General features: G+C 39.8%; 15 protein-coding genes. 7 read left to right on the forward strand and 8 right to left on the reverse strand.

The window, feature by feature from the left end:
- Window positions 1-10 precede the first annotated feature (10 nt).
- Both NSQ25_RS18235 and NSQ25_RS18240 read left to right on the forward strand, forming a co-directional pair.
- Window positions 11-2,077 carry a beta-galactosidase gene (locus NSQ25_RS18235; protein ID WP_144496471.1) on the forward strand — a complete coding sequence of 689 codons (2,067 nt, stop codon included), beginning with the start codon at window positions 11-13 and terminating at the stop codon, window positions 2,075-2,077.
- 283 nt (window positions 2,078-2,360) lie between these two features.
- The gene (locus NSQ25_RS18240; protein ID WP_326135188.1) at window positions 2,361-3,689 is read left to right on the forward strand and encodes a citrate:proton symporter; all 1,329 of its coding nucleotides are present in this window, start codon (window positions 2,361-2,363) and stop codon (window positions 3,687-3,689) included.
- A gap of 41 nt (window positions 3,690-3,730) precedes the next feature.
- On the opposite strand, the gene NSQ25_RS18245 is transcribed toward NSQ25_RS18240, so the two are convergent.
- The 8 genes from NSQ25_RS18245 to NSQ25_RS18280 all read right to left on the reverse strand — a co-directional run bounded on the left by NSQ25_RS18245 (window position 3,731) and on the right by NSQ25_RS18280 (window position 13,844).
- Window positions 3,731-4,159, reverse strand: a complete 429-nt coding sequence (locus tag NSQ25_RS18245; protein ID WP_034281406.1) for a DUF4064 domain-containing protein — start codon at window positions 4,157-4,159, stop codon at window positions 3,731-3,733.
- 24 nt (window positions 4,160-4,183) lie between these two features.
- On the reverse strand, window positions 4,184-5,134 hold the full coding sequence (locus NSQ25_RS18250; protein ID WP_326135952.1) for an ABC transporter permease subunit: 951 nt from the start codon (window positions 5,132-5,134) through the stop codon (window positions 4,184-4,186).
- Window positions 5,131-6,060 (reverse strand): ABC transporter ATP-binding protein, encoded by a 930-nt coding sequence (locus NSQ25_RS18255; RefSeq protein WP_326135953.1) that lies wholly within the window; start codon window positions 6,058-6,060, stop codon window positions 5,131-5,133. Before NSQ25_RS18255 ends, NSQ25_RS18250 begins: the two co-directional genes overlap by 4 nt.
- A 318-nt stretch (window positions 6,061-6,378) precedes the next feature.
- Window positions 6,379-6,717, reverse strand: coding sequence for a zinc ribbon domain-containing protein YjdM (locus NSQ25_RS18260; protein ID WP_024423969.1), 339 nt, complete (start codon window positions 6,715-6,717; stop codon window positions 6,379-6,381).
- A 67-nt stretch (window positions 6,718-6,784) separates the two neighbouring features.
- Entirely contained in the window at window positions 6,785-9,895 is a 3,111-nt protein-coding gene (locus NSQ25_RS18265) for a CDP-glycerol glycerophosphotransferase family protein (RefSeq protein WP_326135954.1), read from the reverse strand.
- 277 nt (window positions 9,896-10,172) lie between these two features.
- Window positions 10,173-11,312, reverse strand: a complete 1,140-nt coding sequence (locus tag NSQ25_RS18270) for a glycerate kinase (RefSeq protein WP_326135955.1) — start codon at window positions 11,310-11,312, stop codon at window positions 10,173-10,175.
- Window positions 11,313-11,341: 29 nt separating this feature from the next.
- Entirely contained in the window at window positions 11,342-12,613 is a 1,272-nt protein-coding gene (locus NSQ25_RS18275; protein ID WP_081125160.1) for a GntP family permease, read from the reverse strand.
- Between the two features lie 118 nt (window positions 12,614-12,731).
- Window positions 12,732-13,844 (reverse strand): sugar diacid recognition domain-containing protein, encoded by a 1,113-nt coding sequence (locus tag NSQ25_RS18280; RefSeq protein ID WP_326135956.1) that lies wholly within the window; start codon window positions 13,842-13,844, stop codon window positions 12,732-12,734.
- 160 nt (window positions 13,845-14,004) lie between these two features.
- Here NSQ25_RS18280 and NSQ25_RS18285 point away from each other — a divergent pair, with 160 nt between their 5' ends.
- From NSQ25_RS18285 to NSQ25_RS18305, 5 genes are all read left to right on the forward strand, one after another.
- A complete protein-coding gene (locus tag NSQ25_RS18285; protein WP_075621420.1) occupies window positions 14,005-14,655 on the forward strand; it encodes a TetR/AcrR family transcriptional regulator in 651 nt (216 codons plus the stop codon).
- Between the two features lie 69 nt (window positions 14,656-14,724).
- The gene (locus NSQ25_RS18290; RefSeq protein WP_326135957.1) at window positions 14,725-15,984 is read left to right on the forward strand and encodes an MFS transporter; all 1,260 of its coding nucleotides are present in this window, start codon (window positions 14,725-14,727) and stop codon (window positions 15,982-15,984) included.
- Window positions 15,975-18,302 carry an ABC transporter permease gene (locus NSQ25_RS18295; RefSeq protein ID WP_326135958.1) on the forward strand — a complete coding sequence of 776 codons (2,328 nt, stop codon included), beginning with the start codon at window positions 15,975-15,977 and terminating at the stop codon, window positions 18,300-18,302. Before NSQ25_RS18290 ends, NSQ25_RS18295 begins: the two co-directional genes overlap by 10 nt.
- Window positions 18,303-18,315: 13 nt before the next feature.
- Complete coding sequence (locus NSQ25_RS18300) at window positions 18,316-19,077, forward strand: ABC transporter ATP-binding protein (protein ID WP_326135959.1); 762 nt, start codon at window positions 18,316-18,318, stop codon at window positions 19,075-19,077.
- 652 nt (window positions 19,078-19,729) lie between these two features.
- Entirely contained in the window at window positions 19,730-20,908 is a 1,179-nt protein-coding gene (locus NSQ25_RS18305) for a Rap family tetratricopeptide repeat protein (protein WP_326135960.1), read from the forward strand.
- The last annotated feature ends 95 nt before the right edge of the window (window positions 20,909-21,003 follow it).

Genomic DNA, 21,003 nt, shown 5'->3' on the forward strand with positions numbered 1-21,003 from the left:
ACGTGACAAAATGGGAAAGCGTTACCCACTCGTTCACCCAAATGTGAAAGGCTTTTTGCATGGTGGCGATTACAATCCAGATCAATGGCTCCATATGCCAGAGATCATAGACGAAGATTTTCGATTAATGAAGCTTGCACACTGTCAAACATTCTCCATCAACATTTTCGCATGGAGTAAGCTAGAGCCAAAAGAAGGTCAGTATGACTTTGCATGGCTGGATGACATCATGGACCGCTTAGCAGCGCAGGGGGCACACGCCATTCTCGCAACGCCAAGCGGGGCAAGACCTGCTTGGCTGTCACAAACATATCCAGAAGTATTGCGCGTCGAAGCGAATCGTCAGCGTAACTTACATGGACTGCGCCATAATCATTGCTTTACCTCTCCGGTTTATCGAGAAAAAACGAACGCACTCAACCGGCTGCTGGCGGAACGCTACAAGGATCATCCCGCACTGATCATGTGGCACATTTCAAATGAGTACGGCGGCGAGTGTCATTGCGACCTGTGCCAGGAAGCATTTCGAGACTATTTGAAGGACAAATACAATCATGATCTTGAGGCTTTAAATCAAGCATGGTGGACAGGATTTTGGAGCCATACGTATAGTGATTGGTCACAAATCGAGTCACCTGCACCGCATGGGGAGCACATGATTCACGGCATGAACCTGGATTGGAAGCGCTTTGTCACAGCACAAACGATCAATTTTTATCAAAATGAAATTAAGCCGCTGCGGGAATTGACGCCTCATATCCCAGTAACCACGAACTTTATGGGCGACTATCCGCATATGCGTCCATTCCTTGGGCTGGATTATCATCAATTTGCAAAAGAGGTCGATGTGATCTCATGGGATAGCTATCCTGCTTGGCATAGCGGCAGAGAAACAACGGCCGAATTAGCATCAAACGTTGCCTTTGTACATGATTTGTATCGTTCCTTAAAGGACGGACAGCCGTTTCTCGTCATGGAGAGTACGCCTAGCCTTGTAAACTGGCATGAAGTGAACAAGGTCAAACATAAAGGCATGGCACACCTTTCTGCCATGCAGGCAATTGCCCACGGATCAGACTCCGTACTATATTTCCAATGGCGGCAAGGCCGAGGCGCCTCTGAGAAATTCCACGGTGCCGTTGTCGATCATTCTGGCCATGAACATACGCGTGTGTTTCAAGAGGTAGCTGATCTAGGGAAACAACTGGAGCAGCTGCAGCCAATTGCGGGCACGTCCGTTCAGCCAGAGGTCGCCATCATTTACGATTGGGAAAATCACTGGGCCATTGATGATGCGCAAGGCTTAAATAACACAAACAAACGCTATGTAGAGGCTTGTCAAACTCACTATCGAAGCTTTTGGAAAAAAGGCATCCCTGTTGACATTGTCGGAATGGAAAAAGATTTCTCATCCTATCGTGTGCTCATTGGGCCAATGCTCTACATGATCAAACCAGGCGTTGCAGAAAAAATTGAAGCCTTTGTCAAAGAGGGCGGCATTTTTATCTCGACTTACTGGAGCGGCATAGTCGATGAAAATGATCTCTGTTTCCTCGGCGGTTTCCCTGGTCCTCTCCGCCATGTACTTGGCATCTGGGCAGAGGAAATCAACACATTGATGCCTGATGAACATGTGTTAATGACCACAGGGAATGGACGCACCTATCATGTCGGACAATACTGCGAATCCATACACCCTGAGACGGCCTCTGTGCTAGGGCATTTTGAGAATGGCTGCTACGAAGGACAGCCGGCCCTGACTGTCCGTTCATTAGAAAGAGGGAAAGCATACTATATGGCCTCAGAAAATGAGCAGGCTTTTTATGATGAGTTTTACGAAGACCTTATCGCAGGTATTGGCATACAGCCCGTCCTATCCACTGCAATTCCAGAAGGAGTCAGTGTACAAAAACGAACAGACGGTACGCAGGACTATGTGTTTTTGATGAATTTCACAGAAGAGCAGCAGAACATGTCACTAGATTCAGAGGCAAGCTATGAGAATATGCTGACTGGACAGCAAGTGCCTGAGCAGCTTCAACTTGATCCTTACGAGTATGTCATCTTGAAAAAATAGTTGAAAGAAGCGTCCATTTATTGGGCGCTTTTTGATTTAATAAGTCTAAATACCCATATTAATCATTGTGAACTTTAATCGTTATTTTTATCTAAATTTTTTTACAATATTTGATGCCGCGACACGACTGGTCCCTCCATCCTTTTTTACCATTGTATAGGTATGAAAGCGGTTGCTTCATACTCTTAAATTTGATAACCTTTTTTTTCAATGCAGCTGTGGGAATGCATTGGATGAAAAGTATAGACAAATGTAAACGGTTTATTTGTAGGGGGAGGGGCTTATGTTAACGTTTGTTGGATTGATGATTATTTTAACGATTGTTGTGCTGCTGATTTGGGGGAAAGCAAGTCCAATTGTCGCCATGGTCATGGTGCCTTTAATAGGGGCACTCATTGCGGGATTTGGGATCAATGACATTCAAACCTTCTTCGAGGAAGGGATTATCAAAGTATTGCCGGTGGCGACCATGTTTATCTTCGCCATTTTATTTTTTGGCATTTTGCAAGATACAGGGTTCTTTGAACCTGTAATTAAAACTTTAATCAAGCTGACAAAAGGAAATGTTGTCACAGTTGCAATGGGAACTGCTTTGATTGGGGTGATCGCACACTTAGACGGAGCAGGGGCTACGACCTTTTTATTAACTGTACCTGCACTGCTTCCGCTTTATAAAAAATTACATATGAGTCCTTATTTACTGCTGTTATTAATCGGGACGAGTGCTGGATTAACCAATATGATTCCATGGGCTGGACCGACTGGACGGGCAGCAAGTGTCCTGAATATGGACCCCTCTGAGCTCTGGGTTCCGCTCATTCCAATTCAGCTCATTGGCGTTGTGCTCGTGTTGGGAATGGCATTCCTTTTAGGAAAAAGGGAAGAAAAGCGAATTCGGGTAAAAATTGCTGCAAATGAAATAGCTGCGGTTCAACTAGAAGGTGCAGATTGGGATCGTGCCATTCAGTCTATTAGTGAAACGGGAGACGCCTCTTTAAAGCGTTATCATCTCATTTGGGTGAACCTTGTTCTGTTTTTGTGTGTTGTGGTGCTTCTCGTGTTGAACGTGATGCCTGCTAGTTTTATGTTTATGATTGGCCTGTCACTTGCACTGTTGATTAACTTTCCGAATGTGAATCTACAAATGGAAAGGATCAAGGCCCACGCACCTAGTGCGCTGATGATGGCGGCTGTCATTTTCTCCGCAGGGTCATTTTTAGGAATTCTTGAAGGCACAGGGATGCTAAAAGCCATTGCAGTGGACAGTATTCACATTTTACCAGCCTTCTTGCTGCCATTTTTACATATCATTGTTGGGATGCTTGGAGTGCCGCTTGATATGCTGACAAGTACAGATGCCTATTATTACGCCCTTCTGCCAATTGTTGAATCCATTACATCTGAAGTTGGCGTACCAGGTACTTCTGCGGCATATGCCATGATGATTGGAAACATCATCGGAACCTTTGTCAGCCCGCTTGCTCCCGCTGTTTGGCTCGCCGTAGGTCTTGCAGGGGTTGATATGGGGAAACACATCCGCTACTCCTTCTTTTGGATGTGGGGATTCAGTATTATCCTTCTGTTTGTGGCGATGCTGATTGGCATCATTTAAAAAGAAAGACATGCGCGGATGTGCGCATGTCTTTTCTTTCATTATGAAGGATATTCACTTGTGTGAATGTCTGAATTCGGCTTTCTAATAAGAGACATTAATCCAATGATAAACAATAGAACCATTGGAGCGAATGCAAGGCCAACTGTTCCAATTAAAAGAGTCACAGCAGAAACCAAGAAAAGAATACCTGAAAGCACGGCACGACGGTCAGTTTTCAAGAAAATCACACCTACAATCGACAGCACAGCCGCAATTGCGGAAACGACCATAAACTGCGTACCAAATGCATTGACAGAAGCTTGAAGTGTTTCAATCGGCAATGTTTCCCCTTCCTCTTTTAACACTTCATTGATTTCATCATAAAAAGATGGACCCACAGAAAGGATTAATGCCCCAAACCCGACACCAATGGCATTGAGGACAATACTAATAATCCCCATAATTTTTTCACCTTTACGTTTAATCATGTGTAAACCTCCTAAAAAGTTAAATTAACCTGTTTTCACTTCTCGCTTTTGAAAGACGATTAAGGCAATGGCTAAGAAAATAGCCCAATAGATGACTAGGACGATTAGTGAGAATCCTAGGGACATACCTTCGATAACAGTAACCTGTTCCATAAAGTATTGGGATGGATCGTTTGCAAATAACAGATATTTTGACCAATCAAAGAAGAGCATTAAAATACCTGTGACTGATCCACCCACAATATACGCTAACACACTAATGGCAATGGAGATAGCTTCACTTCTAAACACTGTAGAAATGGCGAACGAAAGGGTTCCCAAAACGACAAACATTGCACAATGAGCGAGATAATAATAGACCATATTGGCAAACTGTGAACGTTCAATCACTTCACCATTTTGATACACCAAATTCACATAATCAGTGTTAAGTCCAAAGAAAATAGCACCCAATATGAATGACAAAATAAATAGCACCCCAACAAGTAAAAGAGCATACAGCTGCACCGTAATATATTTAGATATTAGGATCTTTAGCCTTGATGGTGGGCGAATCAATAATAATTTAATTGTACCATGCTTGTATTCAGCCGACACAATGGTGGAAGCAATAATGATCACAAACACACCGACTAGCTGAAGTAAATTGGCGTTTGTTTTCACATAATCCCATACACTGTGGCTAAACTGATTAGCTGGCGGCAAATTATGCTTGATTCGATAATCATTAATAGCGATCTCTTTTTCAAGCTCTCTTTTAAAGAAACCATTCTCTGTCTCTTTGAGCTCCTTCTTGTTTTCCTTATTCATCATTTCTAGCTGGGTTTTCCAATCACCTGAAGCTTGATCTTTGTCATTTGTTTTCACTACAAAGATCAGCGTGGCAACCATACCTAAAACAAGAAGCCCAACCATAATCCAAGTACCAACACGATAACTAATCTTCATCCACTCGTTTTGAATGAGGCGAATCATACGTCTGCCTCCTTTTTACCTGTTAAGCTTAAGAACTTATCTTCTAAGGTTTGTTTTTCAATTTTGATCTCGTACAAATGAATAGACGCGCTGCTCAAATGACGGATTAATTCTGGCATTTTTTGTTCTGGCATAGAGAAAAATAAGTACTGCTCCTCTTCTCTTACAGTGACGCCTTCCTCAAATGCACCAATGAGCTTCTGTGCTTCTTCAAGCTCCCCTGCTGCCACCTTCATTCGATAATTAACCAAATCATCCTGCTTCGTCTCAGCACGCTGATCCTCAATCGCAATCAGCTTTCCGGTTTGGATAATTGCAAAGCGATCACACATCAATTCCATCTCTGACATGAGGTGACTTGAAACAATTACAGCCAGCCCTTCTTCCTTCGCAAGCCTTCTCAAGTAATCTCGTATCATTCGAATCCCCTCAGGATCAAGTCCATTGGTTGGCTCATCTAAGATTAGCAGTTTCGGTCTATGTATGAGTGCCTGCGCAATGCCCAATCGCTGTTTCATTCCTAATGAAAATGTACGCACACGTTTATGTTTCACATGCTGTAGGCTGACCAGCTCTAACAGCTCATCAATTCGCGCTTCATCCACTTTCCCATTCATTCTGGCAAAGTGAACAAGATTTTGTCTTGCCGTTAAATGATTATACATTTCTGGATTTTCAATAATCGCACCGACATGTTGGATAGCATACTGATAGGAGGTTTGAATACTATGACCATTAATCAGAATGTCACCAGATGTAATGGGAGAAAGACCGACCATCATACGAATGGTTGTTGTTTTCCCTGCACCATTTGGTCCTAAGAAGCCAAAGACTTCGCCCGCTTGGACAGAAAAGCTCAAGTCTTGAACAATCTTTTTCCCGTGAATATGCCTAGATACATTATGCAGTTCTAAAACGTTCGTCACGTTACCTCTCCTTCTGTGTCTAAGTATCATCTATCATTCTATTTCCTGATAAACTCCATGATCCGTCAAAAATAGAAGAACACTTCCATATGGTACAGCAATGCCCAAAAGTTGTGAAGGGGATTAGCCGAAATTTAGCGAATCATCTGCCTTTTTTAAGGTAGAGTTAAGAAAACTGCGAATTTTTATGTGAAAAGAGGCTTGATTTTTTAAAAAATGGATCTTTTTCAACAGGTATATATGTATGGAATTTTGTTTGAGATTATTCCTTTCACCTATAAATAAGAAAAGAGGCCTCTTACAGCCTCTTTTCATACATTATATCTTTTTCACAAACTCTGATTTTAATTTCATTGCGCCGAAGCTAGGAATTTTACAATCAATGTTATGATCGCCTTCAACTAAACGAATGCCTTTGACCTTCGTTCCTATTTTCAAAACGGATGAAGAACCTTTTACTTTTAGGTCTTTAATGACAGAGACCGTGTCCCCATCACTTAACAGATTCCCATTCGCATCTTTGACCACAAGCTGTTCCTCTGCCGCTTGTTCTTGTTCAAGTGACCATTCATGCGCACACTCAGGACAAACCAGCAGACTGCCGTCCTCGTAAGTATAAGGTGAGCTGCACGAAGGACAATTCGGTAGATTAGACATTTTTGTTTCCTCCACAAGAATAATGGTTGGAAAGACACTTTATAGATGACCTTCCGATTTCTGCAAATTAAACTTTGAATACATTCGATATATCTTTCAGTATTTTTTTATTTCTAGCCATTCTGTTTCTTATTTTCTTTTGAATTTTCTCAAAATATTTCTTTTCTAACCTGTGTAAAAATTTGATGCCTTTAGATGACCTTGCCAGTGACATTCTCATATTTTTTGTCTCCAAATCAATCGGTTTGCCGACTAATTTGGGCATGACCTTTTTTAACGTTATTTCAGGAGCGTATTCAACTTCTGGCTCGTATAATCTTACTGAATCTTTCAAGGGAGCAAAAACATTCAAAATGTAATGATCTGTTGGATGCACTCTGAAATAATCAACCGCATAATCGTATAAGCTTCTTTCAATATTATCCTCATCTGTTAGAGGTAGTGAATAGAAGTGTTTAATAAATTCTAAAGTATGTTCTTTAATGGCATCATGAAGTTTTGTTTCATAGTTTCTCGAATTAATTACAGGCTTAATTATACCATCTTTTTCATAATATCCTGTAATACTTTGATATGGTATATTAGCAAAAATTGACTCTATAAATATTAGAGAGGTCATTTTAGAAGTATAATTATATCTAACTGAAGTACCTGTAGTTGGATAAATACTTCTTGCATAATAGAATATTGTCTCTATTTTGCTTCCATATGCATCGTTTAGTAATCGATCTAAGCAATCTTGGGTATAACCCCTTCCCCAATATTCCACAAATGCAAAACGCTCACTAAAATCAATTTCTTGTTTCAAATATTTTGTAATGATTTCTCTATCTTCTTTTGCCTTATTTAATAAATATTCTTCATACTTTAGAGAGTTCTTTGCAGTGGTTTTTATTGCTTCTTTTGTGTTCTTATCAATCTTATTAATGTTTTTTAGATGGCTTAGTTCTGGGAATATTTCATCGAATATAGATTCATTCATTGATAATGCGTCTAGTACACTACTAAAATCGGTCATGCCTTCGAAATTTCCGAAAACGGAATAGAATTCTTCATCCACTTTATCTATGAAAGATGGAATTCTCCATGCCTTCCTTGAACCATAAATATATTTCGTCTTTATGTCATACTTATTTGCTTCGATTATTGAATCTGCTACAAGTTTGAGATAATATCCATCTCTTGAAATAAAATAGAGTGTATCAATTCCTTTTCTCATAGCATGTTTAATTGCCCAATGAATATAAGGGACAAAATACATACTTACATAAGAATAAGCATAATAATTAGTTGCATCATTATTTGTCTCTCTAAATCTAGCCAATAAATTTGAAGCTAAGTAAGAATCATAGGTTCTAGTTCTATTTACTAACTGCTTCTCATACGCGTTAAATTTTGTCATATGGTGATGTACAGCTTGTATATTTAGAGATTTTGCTGCCTTTAAATCTGCTGCTTGATTATCTCCATAATGTACCCACTTACTGTAATTATAGTTCATTTCCTCAAATACTCTTAAATAGAGTTTTCTTGTTGTTTTCTGGTCACCGTAATCACTAGATAAGAATAGAGGTAATTCCGCCAGACGTTCATCCGCATTCTTTAACATCTCTAAGATAACTTCTTTAGGTAAATACATATCACTAATTAACACAACGTCATTTCCTTGATTAACCAGTTCTACAACGTATTCTACTCTATCTTTCATAGGTTCTATATTTTCTATTTCAGCTTTAAATTCTTCTGCTTTTAAAAATTCTACTTGCTGATCTGTTAAATGATATAAATCCTGTAATCTCAGCATAATATCATCAAAAAAGATTTCTAATCTATCATCTTCTCGAATGATTAAGGATTTTCTATAGTAATCCCTAACATAAGATTCCGCCTGGGCTCTTACACGTGGATAGTTCTCAACTAAATATGAAGGGAATTTTAGTCCACTGTATTTAGCCGCCTCTCCAACATAGAAAAATATACCTACCGGTTCCAACGTTTTTCTTTGAATAAGTGTATCAAAAAGATCAAAACTATATAAAGTAGGGAAATCTCTTTTTTCAGGACTAAACTTTAGCGTTTTTTCAATAATTTCCTCAAAAGAATTGTCGTTAGTGTATTCCCAAAAAAGATCATAAATTTCTTCTCTTCTATCTTCTTCCACCTTATCTTCATAAGAACTCAGATATTCTAATAACTCCTCGAAGTTATTTGTTATTTGTCCAAAAGTCATCTCTTTATAATCAAAAACGAAATCACGCAAATTATTATATTCATCATAATCAAAGATATAACGTGTGAAATGTTTGACACCAGCTGCAAGCAGGTCGTAAAATATCGATGAATAATCCATAATAGCGATATCAATTTTATTGAAAATTTCATAAACATCATTATCCTCATTCCAGAATAGCAAATGTGGACAATCTTTGTATTTCTCTTTTAAAAGATTATATTGATAATCATTATTTACCAAATAGTGCATTTTAAAGATCATTAGCATATTATTTTCTTTTAATATTTCTACTAATTTATCCATATCAGGTATCGCTTTTCCAAAAAATGCAGTGGTTGATCCATCCCTAAATGTTGGAGCATATAACGCGATTTTCGTATCTTCAGGAAGTCCTTTTTCTTTCAAAATATCATGATTATAAGAAGAAAATGACTCTTTATACATTACAGCTGGATATCCTGCTCTAATAATTTTGTCATCATCTATACCGACTTGTTCTTTAAAGTGCTTCTCCATTAACGGAGAAGTTACCAAGAATAGTTGATTATTTTTAAAAATAGAATTATATTTAATATATTTTTTGTATATTCTTTCTTTTAATTGGACTGAATTAACTTTTCGCTCTATAGATTTACATCCAACACCATGCCATAAATTGAGAATGACAACTTCATCTTTAAATAATACGGGTATATGTTCTTTTACCTGATGTACAACAAAAACTCCAGCTTGTTGTTTAATTTTATCTGCTTTTTTAGAAGAGTATAATTCTGCATTGTATCCTAAACTTCTAATTCTATTAATTACTTCTTCGTCGTCACACATCCAATATGCTGTAATATCTGGACGATATTTATTCACATAAATAAATAACCATTTAGGATTTCCAACAAATGAATTAGTAGCATTAAAAATCCATATTTTTTTGTCCCTGATGTTGTTCAATTTAAAAAACTCCTTTGAATTATTTCTCACCTATATAAACTTCCTACAAAGTAATCTCACAAAATTTTAAAATTGAAAGACAAATATCATCATGAGGGACTAAATTCCCCCAACTGACATCCTAAACATTATAATTCAAAACCTCAAAAATGAATAGTTGTTATAAATTGTTTTCTAAGTATTTTCATAGATCTTTTCATTCGTTTTGATGGGTATTTTGTGAATCTTTATAAAAAAAAAACTTGTAGATGTATCATATCATCTACAAGTTTTCTTTTTATTTTATCAGGCTAGATTGTATCACAGACGCGATATTCCGAGCTGTTCTTTCTACATGAAGAGCCGCATCTCGTATCGCCTCAGACAGAGAGGTAATACCTGGAACGATACTAAACAGTGCATCAATTCCATGATCGTGTACGACTCCACTGTCGTTTGCAAGAGAGCCTGCAATGCCAATCACAGGCAGATGATACTGCTTTGCTGCTTTGGCTACGCCGATTGGGGTTTTTCCATAAATGGTCTGCCGGTCAATTCGGCCTTCTCCCGTAATGACAAGGTCTGCCTCCTTGATGACGTCATCAAAATGAACAGCCTTCAGCACAATATCGATTCCTCTTTGCAAATCCGCTTGTAAAAAGCCTAATAAACTCGCACCAAGCCCTCCTGCCGCTCCTGCCCCTGCTGCATCTCCAAAGGAGACATTGAACTGCTTTTCAGCTAAATGTGCAAAATGAGCCAGATTCTTGTCTAACACTTGAACCATTTCTTCATCTGCTCCTTTTTGAGGACCGAAAACAGCAGACGCTCCTCTCTCACCCGTTAAAGGATTATCCACATCACAAGCCGCCTCCAGACGGACGGATTGCAGTCTTGGATCAAGTCCAGATAAATCAATTGAAGCTAATTGATGAAGTGCCCCGCCGCCTGACGTCAGGGGATGTCCTGTTTTATCAAGGAAAGCTGCACCTAATCCTTGCATCATCCCAACACCGCCATCATTTGTTGCACTTCCGCCAAGCCCAATGATCACATGCTTCGCTCCTTTATCCAGCGCTGCAAGTATTAATTCACCCGTTCCTCTCGATGTCGTCCATAACGGATTACGTTTTTCTCGCGGTACAAGGTGTAAACCAGAGGCTGCAGCCATCTCTATGACAGCAGTCTGACCGTCTCCTAACATGCCAAAAAAGGCATTCACTGGCTCACCAAGCGGGCCCGTGACCACTTGATGAACAATATGTCCGCCAGTCGCATCAACCAACGATTGAACGGTCCCCTCTCCTCCATCTGCCATTGGCAGTTTGATATACTCTGCGTTTGGCAAAACAGAACGAAATCCTCGTTCAATGGCACATGCTGTCTCATAAGCAGACAAACTTTCTTTAAATGAATCTGGTGCGATCACAATTTTCATCCTAAAGCCCCTCTTTTCTTGTCATGTCCTCAGCCAAACAGCTGGAAAACGCCAAAAATAATGGTTGATACAACAGTTAACGTCAAACCGATTAACGATTCAAAAGGCATGAGCTTCAAACGCTCTTTGATATCCATTTGAACACTTCCTGCTGTTGCATGGAAAAAGCTCCCGTGCGGCATATGGTCAAGCACTGTTGCGCCAGCATGAATCATGGCTGCCCCTGAAAGAGCAGATACACCAAGCCCAATCAGCGTTCCGCTAAACACACCACTCGCGACCGCTGTTCCTGCTGTTGTCGAAGCGGTCGCGGCTGACATAAATATCCCTGAAGTTGGCGCAAGTAAATATGGAGGTAAACCCGATGCATCCAGTGCTTGAATAAACACATCTTTTAAGGAAGAATTCGATACGATTCCTGCTAGTGTACCTGTCCCTAATAACATGATCGCGACACCTGACATTTTATGGAGCCCCGACATCGCATAATCATTGAGAAATTTCCCTTTTTTCATGAAAAGAGCACCTACAATCCCTCCAATCGGTAAGGCGATCATTGGGTCTATATTGATTTGAAAAAGCGGTCTTAAAGCCAACAATAAAATGGTAACCAGCGGACCAGCCAGTGCTTGAAAAAAGGCAGGTATTTGAACTTTATTTTGCCCAGTTTCCTCTTCAAGAACGGGTGTCCCTTTGTTTGCAAGCTTTTTAGCTAATACATATGTAACCGCCAACCCGAACACAGCCGGAATGATTCCTGCAGCCATCATTGAAGTCAGAGGTACACCAAAAGCGTCTGAAGCGGCAATAGCATTCGGATTCGGGGACATGATATTTCCTGCCTTCCCTCCTCCAATCATAGCAAGGAGAATTCCCGTTTTTGAGAGCTTTGCGCGTTTGGCAATAGCAAGTGCGATTGGCGCTACCGTAATAACCGCAACATCTACAAAAACGCCTACTGTTGTTAAAATCATTGTTGCAAGAGCGAGTGCTAATAGTGCCCTCGCCTCACCAAGCCTTCTCACGATGGCCTCAGCGATAGATAACGCTGCACCTGATTCAATGAGAACACCAGCCAGTACACCTGCGGCCATAATTCTAAGGACAGCCGGAATCATGTCCTTAGCACCTTCCATCATAACGTTGACGGTCTGAACAATGTCTACACCGCCAACCAATCCGCCTATAAATGCACCTGCCAGCATGCCATAAGCAGGTGATACTTTTTTTAGAATGAGAACAATCGCGATCACAAGCGCCGCCATGGCTCCCAGAGTACTTACCGTCACATCTCCACCCATTCTCAATCCCCCTAAAAATATCTTTCTCCAATTGTAAGCGTTTACCCAAAGGGATTGTGTTGTGAATCTGGATGAACTTTTTTAACTGACCACTCTACCGAATTGTGCATTTGCACAATCAAGATAGTTGAGTCATTAGCTGCGCCATATAAAGCTCGATTAACTGTTTTACATGACGAGGGTCTTTTCCGGTCAATCCTTGAATTTTGTCTAAACGATAACGCAATGTATTTCGATGAATAAATAAACGATCAACAATTCTTTGCAAATCACCGCCCTCTTCAATGTAAACCCTTAATGTATGGGCGAGCTCTGCTTCTTGTGTCAAAGGCTTGTAAAAGTCAGTCCATCGACTTTTCTTTTCAGCAATTCCCGCCATCATGAATAAGCTTTCCAGTTGATAAGACTCAAAGAAATACATACTTTCCTCCGGATCAAGAGCCTTCCCTAACCTCAGGGCTTCTCTCGCATGCTGAAAAGAAATTGGCAGCTGGCTGATGTCTTCAGCGACAGTCCCTATCCCCACTAACACTTGGCTTCCTACTGCTCTTTGCATTGTTTTTTGCAGATGACCTGCCGCCTGCTTTACTTGATGTTCAGGTATGGGCTGACTTAAAAGAATCAATTCATGACAAAAGGTCATGCCAAGTAAATCATCTGCCTTCTTATCATATTGAATCGCATGCATCAATTTATGAACAGCATCCTCTGAGGAGGGAACTGGCTGAAAAACAATAGCCATTCGGCGCTTGTCTAAATCCATTCCCAGCCAAGCCGCTCGATTTTTCAGCTGATGATCCCCAGCATCAGAATATGAAATCAACTGATTGACAATTTCACTCTCTATTCGATGACGCCATTGAACCCGCTCAAGCAGAAAAGATTGCTCTAACACCAGTTCTGCTGCCATCTTCACCAGCTCGGCATGATGCCGAATGTCCTCTGGTTCACCAGTAATTCCAATCACACCAACTACTTTTTTATGGAAGCAGATAGGCAAGTTAATCCCAGGTTTCACCCCTTCTAAGCGCAAAGAGGTCTCCTGGTCAATTTCCACACTGTTCCCGCTTGTCAGCACAAGCCGTGCACCATCATGTTTCTGGCCAATCCTGTTTCGTTCACCAGAACCAATAATGACACCATCTGCATTCATCACATTGATGTTTTTATGTAAAATATGCATCGTACGTTCAACCATTTCTTGAGCCAATTCACTGGTCAAAAATTGCATTTGCCATCTCCCCAGAAGTTTTTTTCATTCAATGTATCATAGTGTCTTTGAACAATAAACGCAAAGTGCTTAAAAACGAGCCATTGACAAAGACACCCTGAAAAGTGTTTAATCAAATCAAGAACCGACCGACAGTCTAGTTAAAAGAAAGGATGGCTTTATGAGAACCGTTAAACATCCTGAGGAACGTAAAAATGACATATTAAACGCAGCCGAAGCGCTTTTTTCAACCAAAGGCTATCAGAAAACAACGATTATTGACATATTAAAAGCCGTTGGCATTGCAAAAGGCACCTTTTACTACTACTTTGCATCCAAGGAAGAAGTAATGGATGCCATTATTGACAGGATCATCAAAGAAGATATCATCGTGGCAAAGCGTATTGCGGCTGAGCCAGACCTTCCAGTCGTTGACAAACTATTTCGTATCATCATGGCGCAATCACCTCAGCAAGGAAGCCATAAACAGGGCATGATTGATCAGTTTCATCAGCCTTCTAATGCAGAAATGCATCAAAAAAGCTTAATCAAAGCCATTAAAGAACTATCACCCGTGTTGGCAGATGTCATTCAGCAAGGTGTAGAGGAAGGGACATTTAAAACGAAGTATCCGCAAGAGACGGTTGAATTTCTTCTTGCTTCTGCACAGGTCATATTTGATGAAGGCCTTTTTCAATGGTCAGCCGAAGAAAGTATACAACGCGCTTTAGCTTTTATCGATATACTCGAATCCTCATTGCATGCAAAAAAGGGAAGTTTTTCCTTCCTGCTCAAGCGATTATCTGGAGAGCTGGATGAAAATAATCAGTGATTGGTCACTTCAATACCAATCCTGCATACATTATAGACTGACGGTCGGTCTAAAAGGAGAGTGATATTTATGTCTTTGTTATCCAAAAGAGGCTCATCCCACTTTATATACCTCGTTCTCGGACAGATTATTTCCGTTTTCGGATCTTCTCTCATTCGGTTTGTTCTATCTTTACACGTACTGGATATGACGCACCGAGTTGATTTATATGCCTTACTTTTCGCTTTATCCAATATCCCGCTCCTTCTCTCCCCGTTAGCTGGTGCAATCGCTGACCGGTTTAACAGAAGGAACTTAATGATTTTATTTGATGTCCTCACCGGCATGATGATTCTTGCCTTTTATTTTTGGTTATTTTCGGGAAATGATTCACTCTATATGATCGGAGCTGTCATGATACTGCTTGGCGTGATGAGTACGTTCTATGCTCCCGCTGTCATGTCCAGCATTCCACAGCTAGTGAAACAAGAGCAATTAGAACAAGCAAACGGCATCGTCAATGGCGTTCAGGCACTTTCAGGTGTTCTCGCACCTATTATCGGAGGAGTTCTATACGGAATGATTGGAAGCCAATCCATCATCGGTGCAAGTGCCATCGTATTTTTCCTATCAGCCTGCATGCTTTTAAGGTTAAACATTTCCTTCTCCCCTAGCCCGCTGACAGAGTCTATGGGCAAAGTGCTCATAAAAGATATGAAACAAGGATTTTCTTATATTGGCAGCCAGCCATTTTTAAACAGAGCCATGCTGCTTGCTGCAATGTTAAATTTCATCCTTACACCATTTTTTATTGTTGGGGGACCAATCATTTTAAGGGTCACAATGAAGAGCAGTGACATCATGTATGGAATAGGCATGGGCTTGATTGAGTCCGCTGTCATCGCAGGGGCTCTGCTAGTTGGACTTGTAGCGAAGCGATGGCGCATTCCTACTTTATATCGCTGGCTTCTTGTCATCGCAGTCATCTTGCTGCCTGTGGCGTTCTCAACATCCAAAACAGCTCTTCAATTTGGCACTTATCCAGCTTATTTTCTCTTTTTAGCAGGATGCCTTCCAATTGCTATGCTGCTGACTATGATCTCAATCGTTGTGATTTCACATGTTCAAAAGAAAACACCAAATCATCAGTTGGGAAAAGTGATGGCCAATCTGACAATGGTTTCTCAATGTGCTGCTCCGCTTGGCCAAATGATGTATGGATTTTTGTTCAATACGTTTTCAGCCACCGTGTATGTGACGGTGCTCATCGTCAGTACTTTCATGTTTGCACTAGCCTGCTTAACAAAAAATATGCTTCAGCATGAAGGAGAATCAGCCTCATGGGATTAGCGTTTATAAAGAAAGACTTAACCCGTCACCGCCTTATTGCAATCGGCTTAACCATTTGCATCATGATGACTTCATTTCTCGCAGCAAGTGCAGCTCAAATGATCGTACAGCTGAATGGTTCCATTTCTAACCTGCTCCATTCTGCCAAAGCGCCAGACTTTGTCCAAATACATGACGGCGACCTAAATGAAAAAGACATTGAAGCATTTTCAAGCAAGCAGTCCATGGTAAAAGCCCATCAAATCGTCCCAATGATACCAATTGAACATGCAAACATCAGGTTCGGACATGAGCCTGCCAAAGCAGGTGTGATGGATCATTTATTTGTGAAGCAAAATCGCAACTTTGATTTTCTTTTAAATGAACAAAACGAAAAGCTCACTGTCAATAAAGGAGAAGTGGCTGTCCCAATTTATTTTCAACAAAAGTATCAGCTCAACATAGGTGAAACGTTACTGATTGAGAAAGGAGCTAATCAATTCACCTTTCGCATCAAAGCGTTCTTGCGAGATGCACAAATGAACCCCAGTCTTGTCAGTTCAAAAAGATTTCTTCTTCATAACGAGGATTGGGATGAAATAAATCAAGTGTTTCATCACAAAGAGTACTTAATCGAATTTTTACTACATGATGCCGCGCAGACAGATACATTTCAAGCCATCTATCAATCATCACAACTGCCACAACAAGGTCCATCTGTCACATTACCTTTACTGCGTATGCTGAATGCATTGACAGATGGAATGGTCATTGCCATTCTCCTGCTTGTTTGCCTGCTGCTCATCAGTATAGCCCTTCTCTCACTCCATCTTGCTATGACGGCTTCAATAGAAGAGGATGAACGTGAAATTGGCATACTGAAGGTGCTTGGGATCCCTTTAACAAGAATCAAGCAATTATACGTTGGTAAGTATGCCGCGCTTGCTTGTGCAGGGTGTATAGCAGGATATGTGTTAACGCTTATATTTGGTGATATGTTTACAACCAATATCCACCGTTACATGGGGAATCAGCCTTCTTTTGCTCATTGGTTAATCCCGCTTTTTGTTTCTATTGCGACGGCAATGATCATCATCTCTTGCAGCTATGCTGTCTTAAGAAAGTTTGGTCAAATATCAGCTGCTCAAGCACTTCAAGGCGTTATCAACCCACTGGGTCAAAAGAAAAGAATACCTATGCACCTCAAGAAAAGCAGGTTCATACCGATCAATATTTGGCTTGGTTTAAAAGACCTGATATCACGAAAGAAGCTGTACACAACGATTTCTTGTATTATTGCACTCTGTACATTTTTAATGCTCATGCCTATTCAGCTATGGCATACCTTACAATCACCGGATTTCATCACATACCTTGGCTCTGGTAAAAGTGACCTTCGAATGGATATACGCCAAGGAAATCATCTAGCGAAAAATACAAACGAAATAGAATCAATGATTCGTGAAGATCAGAGCATACAAACAGCAGCCATCTATAAAACTACTTCTCTTCAGGTGAAATCAAAGGAGAACACATTAGAAACGCTCTACTTAGAAACAGGTGAGCTCTCAGCATTTCCCCTCAACTATTTACAAGGACGACAGCCTTTAAAGAATGAAGAAATTGCCTTATCCGTATTAAATGCAGATTCACTTCAGAAAAAGATAGGAGAAAGAATCACTCTCGTAACTAATGGGCATGAAATCCAAAGAACGGTAACAGGTATTTATCAGGACGTGACCAATGGAGGCAAAACAGCAAAAGCAATATCACAGCCATTTCCTCAAACAGCTCTTTGGCAAACCGTTCAAATCCAACTAAAACCAGGAGTAAATATCGCAGAGAAAAAGACAGTATTTGAAAAGAAGGTATCTCCTGCAAAAGTGACAGATATGAAAGAATACGTTCATCAAACGATCGGCAGCACAGCAGCTATTGTAAAAGTCATTGCATTTTTTGCTGCATTAGCTGCCTTTGGAACCGCCAGCTTAATGCTATTCATGTTTCTGCACATGTTAAAGGCGAAAGATTCAAGCCGAAACCACATGCTAAGAACAATTGGATTTTCTATAACAGATATAACAGTACAATATATAACGAGTTTTATCGCTGTTCTCTCTTTTGGCGCCTTTATTGGAACAATCGCGGTCAATACCATTGGTCCTGCTTTGATGAGTATAGGAGGAGCAACATTAGGGGCGTCGAGCCTCCAGTGGCTGTCACCACAATGGGTGTCAGTTGTGTACCCGTTTACACTATTTATTGTCAATTTAGCTTTGACCACCTGGTTATTGAAGACGTTTTTTTCTAGTCAAACGACAAGGCAAACACTTTTATAAGGAGATGTTTCACATGGAACACTTGATTGAAACGAAGCGATTGTCTTTGCATATCAATTCATTAAAAGGACAAAAACAAACCATTCTTAAGGATATTCATTTATCGATAAAGCATGAGGAATTCGTGACCATTATGGGACCTTCTGGATGCGGGAAAACATCATTACTTTATCAGCTTAGCGGCATAGAAACAGCTTCAACAGGAGAGATCGAATATAAAGGCCGATCACTATCAGAAATGACAGACAAACAGTTAACTGCTCTGCGCTTAACAGAGATGGGGTTTGTCTTTCAGCACAGCCACTTATTAAAAAATCTTAATTTATTTGACAACATCATAGCTGCAGCTTATTTAGCAAAGAAAAAGCCAAGACAAGAATTGAATGAACGAGCTCAATATTTAATGAAAAAACTCGATATTGATCATTTGGCAAATAGATATTTGACAGAAGTATCGGGAGGACAGCTTCAAAGAGCCGCTATCTGCCGAGCGCTCATGAATGAACCAGACATACTTTTCGCTGATGAACCAACAGGTGCTCTTAATTCCAGTACAACAAAAGAAGTGATGAATATTTTTTCAATGATTCACGCTGAAGGAGCAACACTGCTGCTTGTCACACATGACCCCAAGGTGGCTCTTCGTTCTGAAAGAATCATGTTTATGAATGACGGGGAAATTGTAGCCAGTTTACAACTAGGAAGATATGATCACTCAACTGCCGAGAATCGAGAAATGAGATTAAATCAATGGCTGCAAGATTTAGGTTTTTAATTTGAGAACAAACAGGCAGGAAACTGCCTGTTCTATTTTTTTTGGCACTCAAACGAGTAATCCATAGACAAACTATTTGTTTCTAAGATGATTTTGCCGCCAGCTTGTTGACAAGATTCTGTCAGCAGCTCAATTTCTTTGCTATAAAAGTATCTCTTTGACATATAAACAGTCACTAAAACAAGTAACAGAGTCGCGATAATGACTGTGATTCTATTTAAACTTGGAAATCTTTTTTTCATTTCAACATCCTTTCTAAAGGTCTAAGTTTGTGTTTAATACTTACTTTTGGCTGCATCTATCAGTTTCTTATCTCATGATCTAGCAACATCCTACATGATTTTCTTTCCTAGATCGACCTTCCATTTTCCCTCTGAAATAGCTAAAACTTCTTTATTCCAAATATACGAGTGATATTTTCGTTCATTATCATAAAATCCATTGTATATATTCCTTTTTTAGACTTCCAAAAAGAGATTTTATTCATTTGTGCTAACAAGCAATCACCCTTACAATATCGTACATCACATGACCTTAGGTCCCTTTTATTACCTCTTGTCAATCACTTCACAGAAACGATTATATTTTTCCAAAAATTGTGATATCGTTTTTTATGAAACAGGTGAAAGGATCTTAAAGAGGTGAAATTTCCATGGCTATCATTTCTGCTGAACAGGTGGGGAATCGTTTAAATGATTGGAGAATTGCAATTCGCAAGCATGATGTACACAGTGCAAAAGCAATGTATACAGAATTAAAAGAATTACTTCAAAAAATGGAAGAGAATCAGGAGGTCTTGACCTATTACTCATTGCTAGAAGGCAAGTATAAGCTCATGTTATATGAACGAAGAGGTACAAAACTGAAGGAACAGACAGAACCAGATTGCCCTTCTAAAACAAACGACTTAATTGAATACTATTTTTACCTATACAAAGCCCTTTACGCTTCATATAAAAGAGACTATGCATCAGCCATTGGACTGTTTAAAATTGCCGAGAAAAAACTACAACACATTCCTGATGAAATAGAAGTAGCAGAATTCCATACGAAAATCGCCAACTTATATATGCTGCTTCGTCAAAGCCTGATTTCTCTACACTACATTCAGAATGCTATTGATATTTTCAAAAGTCATGAAGGATATGAGAGAAGACTAGCTGCAGCCTTTGTCATCGCCGCTGCTAATTATATGGACATTGGTGACTTTATAAGAGCAGAAGACTACTACAAAAAAGCATTACACATCGCAGACAGTCTCAACGATCATTTTCTAACATCACAGCTTTATCATAATATCAGCATTTTGTACGCCGAAGCTGGCGAATCAAAAAAATGTATCGATGCCCTAGAAAAGACTCTTAGTGATGAAGACTATCTCTCTTCGTGTTACTTTCATCACTCCATGTACATGTTAATGAAAGAGCTGCTTTCTATCGATGAAAGGACACAAGCTCTCTATTACTTCGAATTGGTGAATCAAAAACATGAATCAGAGAAGTGTCCCATCTATACAGCAAAAATGAATTTGCTTTACCATCTATATTTCACTGAAGATATGGCTCAAAAAGCTCAAGCCTGTTTCGATGAAATCAGCATTCTTAAAAAATTAAAGGATGCTGAAGGAGCCTGTGAATTAAGTGCATTAGCTGCAAAACACTTTGAAGAGCTGGGAGCAATTCATCAAGCCTATCTCTTCTTAAAGGAAGCTGATCGCATGAAACATCCTATCATTGACTGGGGGAATTCTAATGAAAAAAATGAGTTTATTGATTATCGCTTTGACCATCGTTGTTTTAGGACAAACAGGGGCTTTCAATTCATTAAATGATGAAAATCCTGGTACAACAGAACGACCTATCGGAACTTAATATAAACATTGGTCATACAAAGAACCACTCGCCTCATCAAGGCAAGTGGTTCAAC

Source organism: Bacillus sp. FSL R5-0512 (assembly GCF_038593295.1).
GTDB lineage: Bacteria > Bacillota > Bacilli > Bacillales > Bacillaceae > Bacillus > Bacillus safensis.